This is a genomic window from Enterococcus sp. DIV1368b, assembly GCF_050529595.1.
Lineage (GTDB): Bacteria > Bacillota > Bacilli > Lactobacillales > Enterococcaceae > Enterococcus_B > Enterococcus_B mundtii.
On sequence record NZ_CP172883.1, the window covers coordinates 333,044 to 346,382 of the forward strand.

15 protein-coding genes are annotated in these 13,339 nt (G+C 38.0%); 10 read left to right on the plus strand and 5 right to left on the minus strand.

Annotated features, from left to right (window positions below):
- Positions 1–14: 14 nt before the first annotated feature.
- Together IGJ19_RS01595 and IGJ19_RS01600 are read right to left on the minus strand one after the other, a co-directional pair.
- Positions 15–1,736 carry a SpaH/EbpB family LPXTG-anchored major pilin gene (locus IGJ19_RS01595; protein WP_115357161.1) on the minus strand — a complete coding sequence of 574 codons (1,722 nt, stop codon included), beginning with the start codon at positions 1,734–1,736 and terminating at the stop codon, positions 15–17.
- A 362-nt stretch (positions 1,737–2,098) separates the two neighbouring features.
- Entirely contained in the window at positions 2,099–3,004 is a 906-nt protein-coding gene (locus tag IGJ19_RS01600; RefSeq protein WP_071866199.1) for a helix-turn-helix domain-containing protein, read from the minus strand.
- 507 nt (positions 3,005–3,511) lie between these two features.
- Between IGJ19_RS01600 and IGJ19_RS01605 the strand changes: the two genes are divergently transcribed.
- The 8 genes from IGJ19_RS01605 to IGJ19_RS01640 all read left to right on the plus strand — a co-directional run bounded on the left by IGJ19_RS01605 (position 3,512) and on the right by IGJ19_RS01640 (position 9,195).
- Positions 3,512–5,080: a peptidoglycan DD-metalloendopeptidase family protein gene (locus IGJ19_RS01605; protein ID WP_430604321.1), complete on the plus strand. Its 1,569-nt coding sequence runs from the start codon at positions 3,512–3,514 to the stop codon at positions 5,078–5,080.
- A gap of 13 nt (positions 5,081–5,093) precedes the next feature.
- The gene (locus tag IGJ19_RS01610) at positions 5,094–5,795 is read left to right on the plus strand and encodes a DivIVA domain-containing protein (RefSeq protein WP_104776456.1); all 702 of its coding nucleotides are present in this window, start codon (positions 5,094–5,096) and stop codon (positions 5,793–5,795) included.
- 109 nt (positions 5,796–5,904) lie between these two features.
- Positions 5,905–6,303, plus strand: coding sequence for a hypothetical protein (locus tag IGJ19_RS01615; RefSeq protein ID WP_146156665.1), 399 nt, complete (start codon positions 5,905–5,907; stop codon positions 6,301–6,303).
- A gap of 4 nt (positions 6,304–6,307) precedes the next feature.
- Positions 6,308–6,460, plus strand: coding sequence for a hypothetical protein (locus IGJ19_RS01620; protein WP_430604322.1), 153 nt, complete (start codon positions 6,308–6,310; stop codon positions 6,458–6,460).
- A 257-nt stretch (positions 6,461–6,717) separates the two neighbouring features.
- Positions 6,718–7,038 (plus strand): PTS sugar transporter subunit IIB, encoded by a 321-nt coding sequence (locus IGJ19_RS01625; RefSeq protein ID WP_066026159.1) that lies wholly within the window; start codon positions 6,718–6,720, stop codon positions 7,036–7,038.
- Between the two features lie 23 nt (positions 7,039–7,061).
- Positions 7,062–7,379, plus strand: a complete 318-nt coding sequence (locus IGJ19_RS01630; RefSeq protein WP_019723249.1) for a PTS lactose/cellobiose transporter subunit IIA — start codon at positions 7,062–7,064, stop codon at positions 7,377–7,379.
- A 35-nt stretch (positions 7,380–7,414) separates the two neighbouring features.
- Complete coding sequence (locus IGJ19_RS01635) at positions 7,415–8,668, plus strand: PTS sugar transporter subunit IIC (protein WP_019723248.1); 1,254 nt, start codon at positions 7,415–7,417, stop codon at positions 8,666–8,668.
- A 125-nt stretch (positions 8,669–8,793) separates the two neighbouring features.
- Positions 8,794–9,195, plus strand: a complete 402-nt coding sequence (locus IGJ19_RS01640) for an MmcQ/YjbR family DNA-binding protein (protein WP_066026160.1) — start codon at positions 8,794–8,796, stop codon at positions 9,193–9,195.
- A 127-nt stretch (positions 9,196–9,322) separates the two neighbouring features.
- Here the strand turns inward: IGJ19_RS01640 and IGJ19_RS01645 are convergent, their stop codons facing one another.
- Positions 9,323–10,051, minus strand: coding sequence for a class I SAM-dependent methyltransferase (locus tag IGJ19_RS01645; protein ID WP_430604323.1), 729 nt, complete (start codon positions 10,049–10,051; stop codon positions 9,323–9,325).
- A 202-nt stretch (positions 10,052–10,253) separates the two neighbouring features.
- On the opposite strand from IGJ19_RS01645, the gene IGJ19_RS01650 reads away from it, so the two are divergent.
- The gene (locus IGJ19_RS01650) at positions 10,254–10,712 is read left to right on the plus strand and encodes a GNAT family N-acetyltransferase (RefSeq protein ID WP_074799669.1); all 459 of its coding nucleotides are present in this window, start codon (positions 10,254–10,256) and stop codon (positions 10,710–10,712) included.
- A gap of 23 nt (positions 10,713–10,735) precedes the next feature.
- Here the strand turns inward: IGJ19_RS01650 and IGJ19_RS01655 are convergent, their stop codons facing one another.
- Positions 10,736–11,062, minus strand: a complete 327-nt coding sequence (locus IGJ19_RS01655) for a YrhK family protein (RefSeq protein WP_074799648.1) — start codon at positions 11,060–11,062, stop codon at positions 10,736–10,738.
- A gap of 27 nt (positions 11,063–11,089) precedes the next feature.
- Positions 11,090–12,223 carry an alcohol dehydrogenase catalytic domain-containing protein gene (locus IGJ19_RS01660; RefSeq protein WP_019723244.1) on the minus strand — a complete coding sequence of 378 codons (1,134 nt, stop codon included), beginning with the start codon at positions 12,221–12,223 and terminating at the stop codon, positions 11,090–11,092.
- 248 nt (positions 12,224–12,471) lie between these two features.
- Between IGJ19_RS01660 and IGJ19_RS01665 the strand changes: the two genes are divergently transcribed.
- Positions 12,472–13,314 carry a hypothetical protein gene (locus tag IGJ19_RS01665; protein ID WP_430604324.1) on the plus strand — a complete coding sequence of 281 codons (843 nt, stop codon included), beginning with the start codon at positions 12,472–12,474 and terminating at the stop codon, positions 13,312–13,314.
- Positions 13,315–13,339 lie beyond the last annotated feature (25 nt).

Consider the following 13,339-nt stretch of genomic DNA (forward strand, 5'->3'; position numbering starts at 1 on the left):
CTTTCATTCTGGACTTACGTCTGTTTTCGCTTTTTGTGGATAATGACCACTGTTGTGCCAATAACGATGGCTACAAGTGCAATTGTGATGATCAGATTTCTGCCTATACCGCCAGTAAATGGCAAGCTTGTTTGCGGTTTATTAGTGACTGTCAGCTCAATCGTTGCATCATCTGCGGTCGTCAAATCGACAGTTACTCTTTGGGGAGCTTTCAATAATTCGTAGCCCTGAGGAGCAGTAGTCTCGACAACCCAGTAGTCGCGTGTAACCTCGTGATTTTCCACGTAATTATTACCATTGGCATCCGTCCAGTCTAAGGCTAACCCATCAAAAGTCGCGTGACCATTTGCATCAGAAGTAGAAGTTAAGAAAGTTATCCCTGATGGTAAATTGGCATCCTCTGCATAGCTATTTCCATTACTAGCAATAAAAGTTTTATTGTTCGCATTACTCTCAGAGGTGGCAATTTTGAATTCGGCACCAGCTAGACCAGTCCCGCTATTTTCTGAAATTTTTTCGATATCAAAGCCACCAGTATAGTATTTTGGATTCGTTGTTTCTGGTGGTGTTGTACTTTTTGGTCGTTGGCCCGGAAGTTGATGGTTGACAGTAAAGGTATTTTCAACAATATTGTTCCAATATTCTGGAACATGCGTGGTAAGCACCGTACGGATATCAGTATAGCCATTTGCGACTGATCCGGCTTTGATCAGACCAGCTTCTGTCAAAGTGGTTGTCAGTCTATTTGTCTCAGCATCAAACGAGACCGTATAATCGGTAAGCGCCAAGTCTGTCCATTCACCACCAGCTTGTCTAACTTGCATTTTTGCGCTATCTGGAACATAAGTTAAGTCACTATTCAGTTCGTCTACCATTGAAAAATTTGGCTGTAATAACCCACTAGTATCTCGATATACAATGGGCTGACCAGCGATCATCTCGACAGTATCCACCGTCTGTCCAGCGGCATCTAAAATATCGATCGTTCCTGTTTGACTGGCGACTTGCCAGAGACCTGCTGGGATGTTAGTAGTCAATTCCCAGCGAAAGGATTGTCCGGCTTGAACAGAATCGCCTTTTTCACCATTGATTGTTTTGTCAGGATGCAATAAATCTTCTAAAATATTCTTTGGTTCAACTTGTACATCATAGATCAATGAAGATAAATCGGTACGACTGGTTTGGGGAATATGCACAAAAAAAGGATAAACAGCTGTTTCGATTTTTTTTCCATCGGTTGCAGCTAAATTTTCGCCTGTACGTTCATCTGGTAATTCAGTAATTAAATAGATGCCATCATTGGCTCGACCAATGCCTAAGTCAAGCGTTGCTTTTCCACTTGTGTCAGTTGTAATTGTCTGGGCGTTGAAAGTGGTGTCGATTTCGTAATCTGTGCCCAATTGTTGTTGTTTTGGATCAGTTAAAGAGCTACCACTCGATAATTTTTTCACCCGTTCCACTTTGAAGTTGATTCCAGGAATCAACTCTCTATCTGGATTGGTGAGGGTTCCGTCTCCTCGAGGTTCCAACTCACTAAAGTCAGTGATCGCGTACTTCCAGATCGTTAAGCTTCGCCTAGATGTTTCATTGGCAATTGCGTTATCAACTGTTTCAGCTAAGGCGATTGGTACATGAGGTAATCGCAACGAATGGTCAATAGAAGATAGACCGATTGATAAAAGTGTTGTAGCAAATACTAATTTTGATAATGTTTTTATTATGGATTTCTTCTTCATTTTCTCCCTCCTCAACTATCAAGCAATGCATGTCCAAATGTGTGTGTACGTTAGATTTGCTGAGTGATTGAACATGTATGCCTGCTTACATACATAGGTCAAGAGTAGAGGATGAAAGTGATTTCCAAAGCAAAAGTTTCATAAATGACACTTTTATCATTAGAATAAGGTGAGTTTATGATGGTAATAAGATTAATTTACGTTTGCTGGTTGATTGTACTAGATGAACATCCATAAAAGAATAAAGTAAATGAAATATTGGATTTACTAAAAAACTTTTAGCAAATGTAGCTTCTAAGTAGATAATAAAAATCAGACCAATGGCTATAAAAAGGGTAACCTGATGGAATAGGTGATTGTCATTACTCGGACATTTGTGCAATGATCTCTACTTTTTCCCATAAGGTATTGAGTGTCTTGATTTCGAAAACCCCTTTTTGTTCGTCTCGGAAGACATAGGCGATGATTTTTTGTAATCGACTATATTTTTTTTGCCCTCTTTCCAATTCACCATGAAGCGTTAGTTTTGCAGCATATAAAAATAATCGCCAAATCCGAAAGCGATAATTAAAACGGTGAGGTGTTCGTTTCAAAATAAATGTCGTTGCAACGGTGACATTGCTTTTACGGCAAGAATCTAGGGCTGTTTCGTAATACCCAAAATACAATAGATCCAAGACTAATGGGTCTAAGACTTCTTCATGATTCGTTCTGCGGTATAAAAATCGTTTAAAAAAATAATCATATTCTTCAAAATTAAGCGTTTCCGTAATTGAAGAAAAAAGTTTTAGTTCGATGTTTGTCCATAGATCAATACTATTTAAATAAGTTTTTACTTGTTGGATCAATGTTTCGTATTCTTGATAATCGCCAATGAACTTGCTGTGGATTAGACCAGCGCGCCAATATACATATTGATAACCTAAACCATCTGTTTTAACAAATTGGTCCAACGCTTGAGTTTTAATTTTTGCGATTTCAAGATAGTCAAATTTAGCAAGGGCTTCAGCCAACTGGTTTTCTAAAATTTTAGAACCTTGTTTGATCAAAGGGATTACTTCTTCAAATTCAGTTAATTCGATCCCAAGAATGTCAATGATTTTTAAAAAATTGTTTAGACTGATTTCACCTTCTCCGCGAACAAAGCGATAATAAGTAGGTCTTGTGATTCCTGTAGCAAAAATCGTTTTTGTTGAAATTTTTTTTTCTTTTCTAATATCATTCAATAATTCCCCCAAAGCAAGAGGAGTTTTTACATGGTTGATCATCGGATTCACCCTTTCTTTTATCTTGAAAAATAAAAAATATAAGTTATTTTATTTTTTAAATAAGTTATGTTTTATATTGATAAATAAAATTTTATCTTACTGTTTTAGATATAAACATTATAATAATAAGGTTAATCTATTATATATTTACTTTTAGATAACATTAATTATTTTTGTTTTGTTATTTAAAAATAATATTTTATTATCTTAAGTGTAATTTTTTTTGATGTAGTGATAAAGTTATTTGCTTATGAATGAGTCAACCTATTTTCAAGTTAAGAAAATTTTAAGAATTGGTGTATTATTTTGATTTCTGTGAAAATTTGTACAAAAAATTCTTAGAACGTACCTAATAAATCGTAGAAGAGTAGTGTCATATATGAAACTCTCTGACACTGTAGATCCATTTAAGTTTAGTGTAAGGATATTAAGCTGTTAGCTACTTGTATGTAGGAGATAAAATAGGATCGCTGAAAATCAATGGGATAGTCAAAGGAGTAACTTTTTATGGAAAAAGAAAAAATATTATATAAAAATGGTAAGAAAATAACTATAAGAAGTACAAGTATCAAAAAAAGTAATGTGTATAAACGAAAGATCGCTGGGGCGTTTATAGTCATTGGTACGGTGGCAAGTAGTTTTAGTCATAGTATTGTATCAGCTGATCAAATCATTACGAATACGATAGAAATGGAAGATACACCCATTTCGCCAATCGATGAGATGGTCTTATCAGAAAGTACCACAAACTCAGATAGTGAGCGACTTGAAGCGAAAGAGGAGGAGGAAGTACCTACAGAAGAAGATAATGAAGTGACTACTCCTTCACCTGTCCCTGATTTGCCGGACAATCCGGAACCAGAACCAACTTTCCCTCAACCTTCTGTGCCAGAAACGCCTAAACCACCAATATCACGACCTCCAGCAATCACACCTGAGATGCCAACAACGCCTCCACCGATAGGATCAGAAATAAAGGGTAATGAGGATTCAGGCACGAATGGTGTTGAGTCAATCCCAGATCAAACGGAATCAGAGGGAGAAGTATGGACGTCTCCACCTGAATCATCTTTGGGAGCGGCCCCTGCTGAGACGGTGCCAACTGAAACCGTAGAAAGCATAACGATAACCAAAGGACCGATTGCCCGAACCGAACAGAGTAGTCCCTTTTTCAGAGGGTTTTCTGCCAATACGACCACGGAAGCTTTTATTCAAGAAATTGCGCCGGAGGCTAGAAAAGTTGCTTTAAGCAACGATCTATATGCATCTGTGATGATTGCTCAAGCCATTTTAGAATCGGGTAGTGGAAGTAGTCAATTAAGTGCATCTCCTCATTATAATCTCTTTGGAATAAAAGCTTACACCGAGGAAAATTCGGTGGAATTTTTAACACAAGAGGATGATGGAACAGGAAACTTATACACACTTAGCGCACGTTTCAAATCTTATGAATCCTACGAAGAAAGCTTTTTAGATTACGCCAAATTATTAAGAGAAGGATTAACTCAAGATGCTGATTTCTATTCTGGTGTCTGGCGTTCGAATACTTCTTCATATCAAGAGGCTACAAGGTTTCTAACGGGCAGATATGCCACTGATACGTCCTATTATCAAAAATTAGATGCATTGATCGATGTCTATGACTTGGAAAAGTTTGATATTGAAATCGATCAACTAATGATTGGAGAAAATGGATTTATCAACCCATTGGAACACTTTACGATTACGAGTCACTATGGTATGAGAGGAGCGGAGTTCCATCGAGGGATCGATTTAGCAGCCAATGCCGGAGCGCCGATCTTTGCCAGTGAAGCAGGAACAGTTATAAAATCCGAATATCACGCTTCGTGGGGAAATGTCATTTCGATACGTCATGAGAACGGATTATTTACATTATATGCGCATCAAAGTGTCAATGTTGTTGAACCAGGGCAAGTCGTTCAAAAAGGGGAAGTGATTGGTTTTGTTGGTTCGACGGGGAATTCAACTGGACCACATTTGCATTTTGAGCTATCAACAGATGCCAGTATGGAACAACGATTTTTAATCGATCCGTTTGAAATCATACAACTATGAAAAGGAGTAACCTATGAACTTTAATGCAGAGCAATTAAGGAAAATCACTTTCCCCACGGTTTCTCTAGCGGGGTACAAAAAACAAGATGTGGATGATTTTTTGACACACGCAGCAAATGATTATGATGCGATGAAAGAGACCAACACAGAATTAGAGAAAAAACTGACACTTGCTGAAAATCAAAAAGAGAATTTAGTAAAAGTATTTGAAAAAGAAAAAAGTGATTACTTGGCTGAGATCAAAGAATTAAACGCTAAATTGAATGAAGCAAGTAAAGATGAAAGAGACGTGCATGCCAAAAAAAGAAGTTTTGAGAATGCCTTGATCATTGCGCAAGATGCAGCGTTGAAGATTGAAGAAAATGCTGAATTAGAAGCCAGACGTCTGGTGGGAGAAGCAAGGGCTGAACAAGAAAATATTCTCAAAGAAGCAAAGATCGAAGGGAATAATATCAAAGCCGAAGCCTATAATTTATTAGCTGAAGTAAATGGAAAAGTCAGTGAAGCGGACACTTATTATGAAGAACAGATGACGAAGCTAGAAAGTGAAAAAGAAAAAAGGACCAAAGAAATCATGCAGTTGGAAAGGGAAGCGAATAACGTTCGCTTGCAAATCATTTCAGAATATCAACGTGCCATCAATAATTTGTCTGAGGGGAAATGGCAAAACTGGATAAATGCAGTCAAACAAACGGTTAGTGATGGCAGTGAATAGTTCATACCACCTTTCGACTTCCCCTACTTTCACCACGAACTTAGTCGGAGGATATAATAAAGCAGAAGTTGACTCTTTGTTGGAAAAACTCAAGGGAGAACAGGAAGCAATGAATCATAGGATTCAAGAGCTAACCCGTGAGAATACAAAGAAAACAACAGAATTGATCAATTTGATCAAAGCTAATGCGACCGTTTCTTCTATATTAAAAGAAAAAATGACTAAGATAAATGTGTTAGAAAAGTCTTCCCCGACCAAACAGACTGAAAAGTTAACGGATACGATTCAAACCACCCAAGCAAAAGAAGCACTGTCTATTGAAAAAGAAAGCATCCATTGTTTGAAGAACGAGTTGAAACAGAGGCTACATGAATTCGAAGATTTTCGAACAAGAAATATCGAAGCATGGCGCCATTCGATGGCTCTGCTGAATGAAGAGATAAACGAAAGTACAAGGAAACATGAGAGGAACGTTGGATTAGTTCAGCAAAAAAAGTTTGGAGGTTGAAGAGGTGACAGGATTCGATAAAAACTTATGGGCTTACAAACGACAAAAATTAGAAGTCTTGGCTAAGAAACGTGTTACTTCTATAGAAGTATTACAAGAATTGAAATTTATGAAAAGAATCGATGCGATTGAATCAAAAAATAAATCAACGAAGTAACTACTTGTTGATTTTTTCTAGCAAACAATCATTGAAATCCGCCAAGTGAGGAGTAGCCATACTTTTTACTTGGTGTTTTTTGTACTCTGCCCTCTCTTTTTGCACACTAAAAATAGTGTGCAATACAAAAATTAGAGTGTGCTTGATAAAAAAACAACATGAAAACCCTTTTATACCAACTTGATAAAGCGATTTCAAAGTTGGCACGATACTTGCATTATATAAAAGTGTAAGAAGAAGAAAAGGAAGTGTTCACAATGGAAAAAAGAACAATCATGCTTGTCTGCTCTGCAGGAATGAGTACAAGTTTATTAGTGACAAAAATGCAAAAAGCAGCAGAAGAAAAAGGCGTAGAAGCGGATATCTTTGCAGTTTCAGCATCAGAAGCTGATAACCAACTAGAGTCAAAAAATGTAGACGTTTTATTATTAGGGCCACAAGTACGTTTCATGCAAAGTCAATTTGCTGAAAAACTAGCACCAAAAGGGATTCCGTTAGATGTTATCAACATGCAAGACTATGGCATGATGAACGGTGCAAAAGTATTGGAACAAGCAGAATCATTGATCAATAAATAAAAACAAGAAAAAGAGGGAAGAAAATGGAAGATCAAAAAAATTTAGAAGCGATCATGGGCTTGATCATGTTCGGCGGCAACGCAAAAAGCGATGCAATGGAAGCGATTGCGGCTGCGAAAAAAGGTGACTTTGAATTAGCAGATGCAAAAATCAAAGATGCAGAAGAATCATTGGTTCAAGCACATCATTCGCAAACAGGGTTATTAACACAAGAAGCACAAGGGGAACACATGGAAGTTACTTTGTTGACCGTTCATAGTCAAGATCATTTGATGACATCGATCGCGTTTACAGATTTAGCAAAAGAAATTATTGATCTATACCGTCGTATAGAGGCTTAAATAAAAGTTTTTTAAAGGAGAAAAGAGGAAAAGATATGGATAGCTTTGTAGCATTTATGGAGAAACACTTTATACCAGTCGCATCAAAAATCGGTGCGCAACGCCATTTAGTGGCCATTCGTGACGCTTTTATGGTCAGTATGCCATTAATGATCTTAGGCGCTTTAGCTGTAATGATCAATAACTTGCCGATCCCTGGATTCCAAGAATTGATGAATTCGATTTTTGGTGGTGAAGCATGGAAAGGATTCGGTGCGGCTGCTTGGAACGGAACGTTTGCGATTCTTTCTGTTTTGATTGCGTTCTTATTAGCTTATCATTTAGCAAACGGTTACCGTAAAGATGGCGTATCTGCCGGAGTGATTTCATTAGGTTCATTCTTCGCACTAGGCGGCGCTTTAGGTATGAGTTCAAACGGATTATTTATTGCAATTATTGTCGGAATTATTTCAACAGAGATTTTTGTTCGTTTAAGTGGAAATGAAAAATTGATCATCAAAATGCCAGACGGAGTGCCACCAGCAGTAGCAAAAGCATTTGCGTCATTATTACCAGCAATGATCACGATCTCATTTTTTGCACTAATCGCTGCAATTTTTGCAGCATTCGGTGTTGCTGATATTGTCGGAGCATTCTATACAGTGGTTCAAGAACCATTCATGGGTCTTGCTAACTCTTACCCATCTGCATTATTGCTTGCATTTATTACACCGTTCCTTTGGTTCTTCGGATTACATGGAGCAAACATGGTCGATCCATTGATGCAAACCATCAATGCGCCGGCGATCCAAGCAAACGTCGAAGCGATTGCCAACGGTCAAAGTGCACCATTTATCGTCAACAAACCTTTCTTTGACAGCTTTGTCAATTTAGGTGGTACAGGTGCGACACTAGGATTACTGATTGCGATCTATTTAGTAGGACGTAGAAACAAACCTTATATGGTCGTAACGAACTTATCGATTGCACCAGGAGTATTCAATATCAACGAACCAACCATGTTTGGTCTACCAATCGTTTTGAATCCAGTGATGTTTATTCCATTTATTTTAACACCAATGGTTTTAGTAACTGTTGCGTACTTTGCGACATCAACAGGACTTGTACCAGCAGCTACAGTAATGCCACCATGGGTAACACCACCAGTGATCGGCGGATTTTTAGCAACAAACAGTCTTTCAGGCGCAGTGTTATCTGCGGTCAACTTACTGATTTCAATTCTGATCTATCTACCATTCGTTAAAGTAGCAACGATCCAAGAAATGAAAAAAGACGCATTGAACGCGTAAGAAATAATAAACGGAGAGCAAGTGATTGCTTTCCGTTTTTTTTTGTTACTACTGTTATCATTGCTATTTTTTAGAAAGCAACGTATAGTTTTTGTAAGCATTTTATTTGAATAGGAGGATAGCGTATGAATACAATAGATATTCAAAAAAGGATCGAACGATTCCAAGCATATGGAAACACACTTCCAGGAGCTAGGGTATATTTTCGCGAAGATTGGGAAACGCTTTATTTTGATTTGGATGGTAAACAGTTTGGGATGATGAGTCCAGAAGCGAATGAAAAAGCATTGATCACGTTAAAACATTTTCCAGAAAAAAACGAGGAATTACGAACGATGTACCCTGAGATCATTATACCTGGTTACTATGCCAATAAGAAACATTGGAATTCGATCATGTTAGGCAAAGATGAATTGTCAGACGAGGAAATCGAGAAAATGATTTTGATTTCTTATGAATTGGTACTAGCTAAATTCGCTAAAAAGAAACAAGAAGAAATCAAAAACTCAGTGATAGAAAGTGATTGAAAGCTTGAAGGGGCATCAATCATTTTCTAGTCGATGAAAAAGGTCTGGAAATAGGGGCAACCTATTTCCAGACGCTTAATAAAATTTGTGCAGATGGACTCAGAATGTTTGGATCGATGATTCGCCTCTACCTCTTTGTCACAGAAATAATCAACATCATCGGACGTCTTAATTCGTCTTTCATACCAGGCATATCTAACATATGTGACGGTGGTATTGGTTCAAGCACATGGTTGATTTGAAAGCCATTAGACAATAATGTCTCAAGATAAGTTGTAATCGTTCGATGATATTTTTTTACAGAAGATCCTAGGAAGTTTGTGTCACGCTCCCCTTCGTCAAAATAATGGTCAACTGGAAAGTGCATGATCTGACTGTCTTCTGTATAAATCCAATCTTGCCGACCATCCGCTGTAAAAACAGGATGTTCAACTGAAAAAAGAAATTGGCCATTCGGTTTTAGAAAGTGATGGATATGCTTGACGAGCTGCTCCCAATTTTCCACATAATGGATAGCTAAAGAACTGAACACGACATCAAACGAGTCTTTTGCAAACTGAATCGTTGAAATATCATCTTTTATATAACTGATCGTGGTGTCATTTGTTCGAGCTCGGGCTTCTTCTAGCATCTTCTCAGACAAGTCGACACCAATGATTTTTTTTGCCCCTTGCGAAGCAGCGTAACGACAGTGCCACCCATAGCCACATCCAAGATCAAGGACTGTTTGTCCATGGAGATTGGGGAAGATAGTTGCAAGCGTTGGCCATTCTCCAGCACCTTGTAAGCCTTTTTTGCTACGAGGCATTTCTTTGTATTGATCAAAAAATTGTTGATCGTCGTAAATGTTTGTCATAATTGTTTCCTCCATGTCATTATTTTATACCACTAAACAACATGGAGCTCGTCTCTTTTGTGTGCAATCATCTCGCTCACTCCTTTGATTTCTATTCTAGCTTAGGTTAGAAAAAGAAGCAAAAATCCAAGCAACAGATAAAAGTACTTCGTGGTCTAATTTGACACTGCGTATAGAATGACTGGAGGTTGCAAAATTGAATATGTATCAATGGATCAAGTTAAATGAACACCCAGAGCTAATGGAAGAAACCGCAAGTTGGTTTTCCTCAAAATGGGGAATTCCTGCTGTAGTGTATAAGGAAAGTATTCGTACTGGCATCATTGCGAAGGAAAGTATTCCACAATGGTACGTCGTTCTAGATAAAAATGAAGCAATCGTTGGTGGAGTTGGCGTGATCGAAAATGACTTCCACGACCGTCCAGATTTAGCACCTAATCTTTGTGCTTTATATGTTGAACCGGAGCATCGGAATCAGGGGTTAGCGAAGTGGATATTGGAACAAACCAGAAAAGAGATGCATCGATTAGGGTTTAAACAACTTTATTTGATTACAGACCACACTTCCTTTTATGAACGATACGATTGGTCATTTTTGACGATGGTCAAGGAAGAAAGTGGAACAACTGCCCGGTTGTATCAAATCGCTACAATAAACTAAAAAGAGAAGCGCGAGAGGTGTGTTCAAATCTCGCGTTTCTCTTGTTTGGCTTGTTCTCTTCGTTGTTTTTTTTCATCATAGATAAAGATATTACGTACGATACGCAAGATGGGGCGAGTGGTCAAGAAGATGGCGCCTGCTAAATATAAGTAATTGCTGTAATAATCAGGGATTTTCGTGATCAAAGCAACACTTCCCAGGACATAAAATATTCCTGTCAGCAAATCGACCGCTAATGAAATCAACGTGTAACGATTTTGAAAATACAAACGAAAGCGCCGTCCACGGATCTCAATATCTTCTTCTTTGCCAATCTCGACATCATGGGTATTTCGTTTGATTTTTGGCATATAAAATCACCTAACTAGTTTTTATTTCTACGGTTTCAAAACAACTTTGATATTTTTATCTTCTTTTTTGTCAAAAATCTCGTATGCTCGAGCCGCTTCTTCTAACGGCATTGAATGAGTGATGATCTGAGTTGGATCAAACATTCCTTCTGCAATCATGTCATAAATTTTAGGCATCAAGTGGACAACTGGTGCTTGCCCATGTTTGACGTCAATATTGCGCATAAAGAATTCTTGAAGTGGATAGGAAGAAGCAGGTGTCATATAAACACCAGTGATTTGTACTGTACCAAATTTTTTCACCGCTTTAGCAGCCATTTGGATAGGTGAGATCGTTCCACTTTGTAAGCTAACTAAATTTTTAGCTTTTTCTTTTGTTGGCTCTAAACCATCCATTCCGACACAATCAATGATGACATCTGCACCGCCACGAGCTAACTCATATAAATCATCTCCGGCTTGGTTCACGTCGTCTAATAGATAGGTTTCGATTTGATTATAGCGGACCGCTTTGTCCAAACGATGTTTGACAGGATCGACCGCAATGACACGTTTTGCTCCTGCCATCACAGCAAATTTTTGTGCAAATAAACCAACAGGACCTGAACCTAAGACGACGACGGTATCATCTTTTTTAACCCCTGCATTTGCAACGCTCCAATAAGCGGTTGGTAAAATATCAGATAAAAATAAAACTTTTTCATCAGGTAAATCATTATCTGGAACGATAAATGACGTAGAATCGGCGAAAGGTACCCGAAGATACTCTGCTTGACCACCCCAGTGATTTCCGTTCAATTTACCAAAACCGAATAATCCGCCGTATAATTCTTCCTGATTGGAATTATCACACTGACTTTCCATATGGTTTGCACAAAAATGGCAATGGCCACAACTAATATTAAAAGGAATAACTACACGTTGCCCTTTTTTCAACTTCTTCACTTCGGAACCAACTTCTTCGACAATCCCCATAGGTTCATGTCCAACAACATAGCCTTTTTCCATAACGGATTCCCCATGGTGATAAAGATGGAGATCAGATCCACAAATCGCTGTTGCAGTGATACGGATGATTGCATCGGTTGGTGCTAAAATTTTTGGATCATCAACATTTCTAATTTCCATTTTTTGCTTTCCTTGCCAAGTGACTGCTTTCATCGTAGTGCTCCTCTCCTGTTTTCGTTAATAAAACTAACGATAGTTATTTATAAACTCATTCTAAGGGAATGTTACTTTTTTTCACAATGAAACGCGCTTTTAGTTTTAGTTTAAAACAGTAAAATAACTTTTGACGAAAAAAGGAAGTTGTAGTTTTATTGACTGAAAGTTATAATTAAAGTAGTTGGTTTTCAAAAAAATAAAACGTAAAAGAACAATTTTTTGTGCTGACATAGGAAAGGAGAGAAATGAGAAATAGTCGATTAATCAAAATAATTATAGGAGTCGTGTGTACAGTCTTGCTCTTTTTTTTATCGATTGGCGGACTTTTTTATACGACTTTAGCAAATGAAGGATTTATGAATGAGCAAATCAAACAAGCAAACTACATACAAAAAGTAACGAAAGAGATCAATGGTCGTGTCCAGAGCTACCACCAAGAAGCAAGAGTCACTCCAGAATTACTTGCCGACAGTGTATCTGAGGAATTAGTTAAAAAGAATATCGAGCATTTTGTCAAAGAAACTTATCGCGGCAAGCAACCAAGCTTGATCCAAGCAACGGAGTTGGAAGAACATATCAAAGAGACGATCCATACATATAAAACAGAACATGAGATCAATATTGAAGAAGGGATTGCGGGAGAAGAACTCGCTTTACATATGATCGGCGGGATCTTTGAACGGAGTGTCCAACCAAGTTATCTGCATCTTTTTATTCGAGGAATCAATGACCTGAGCCACCAGGTACTTCACTATGCTTGGGGCATTGTGAGTGTGAGCCTATTGATCTTAGCGGGGTTCATTTATTTCAATCCTGGCTCTATCCGTTCACGTATCAAAAAATTTGCGTGTAGTCTGATGGGCGCTGGACTGATAAGTCTAGCATTTGCCGCAACTTTATACTATGCACAGATTTTGCAGACGGATGAGCAAATGGAGTCACTTCAAGGCTTGATGCGAACATATCTTTCTAACTTTACTTTGATTGTTTTACTAGTCGGAGGAAGTGAGATTGTTGTGGGTGGCTTCGCATGGCTCCTTGCGAAAAGAGAAAATAAAAAGAGAAGCATCGGGGAAAATCAAAAGTAGCGAAAAAACAAGAGTTCTCCGCCTA

Coding starts and splice junctions, on each gene's coding strand:
- IGJ19_RS01605 (WP_430604321.1), top strand. CDS start 3,512: ATGGAAAAAGAAAAAATATTATATAAAAATGGTAAGAAAATAACTATA.
- IGJ19_RS01615 (WP_146156665.1), top strand. CDS start 5,905: ATGAATCATAGGATTCAAGAGCTAACCCGTGAGAATACAAAGAAAACA.
- IGJ19_RS01600 (WP_071866199.1), bottom strand. CDS start 3,004: ATGATCAACCATGTAAAAACTCCTCTTGCTTTGGGGGAATTATTGAAT.
- IGJ19_RS01665 (WP_430604324.1), top strand. CDS start 12,472: ATGAGAAATAGTCGATTAATCAAAATAATTATAGGAGTCGTGTGTACA.
- IGJ19_RS01660 (WP_019723244.1), bottom strand. CDS start 12,223: ATGAAAGCAGTCACTTGGCAAGGAAAGCAAAAAATGGAAATTAGAAAT.
- IGJ19_RS01610 (WP_104776456.1), top strand. CDS start 5,094: ATGAACTTTAATGCAGAGCAATTAAGGAAAATCACTTTCCCCACGGTT.
- IGJ19_RS01655 (WP_074799648.1), bottom strand. CDS start 11,062: ATGCCAAAAATCAAACGAAATACCCATGATGTCGAGATTGGCAAAGAA.
- IGJ19_RS01645 (WP_430604323.1), bottom strand. CDS start 10,051: ATGACAAACATTTACGACGATCAACAATTTTTTGATCAATACAAAGAA.
- IGJ19_RS01635 (WP_019723248.1), top strand. CDS start 7,415: ATGGATAGCTTTGTAGCATTTATGGAGAAACACTTTATACCAGTCGCA.
- IGJ19_RS01595 (WP_115357161.1), bottom strand. CDS start 1,736: ATGAAGAAGAAATCCATAATAAAAACATTATCAAAATTAGTATTTGCT.
- IGJ19_RS01640 (WP_066026160.1), top strand. CDS start 8,794: ATGAATACAATAGATATTCAAAAAAGGATCGAACGATTCCAAGCATAT.
- IGJ19_RS01625 (WP_066026159.1), top strand. CDS start 6,718: ATGGAAAAAAGAACAATCATGCTTGTCTGCTCTGCAGGAATGAGTACA.
- IGJ19_RS01630 (WP_019723249.1), top strand. CDS start 7,062: ATGGAAGATCAAAAAAATTTAGAAGCGATCATGGGCTTGATCATGTTC.
- IGJ19_RS01650 (WP_074799669.1), top strand. CDS start 10,254: ATGTATCAATGGATCAAGTTAAATGAACACCCAGAGCTAATGGAAGAA.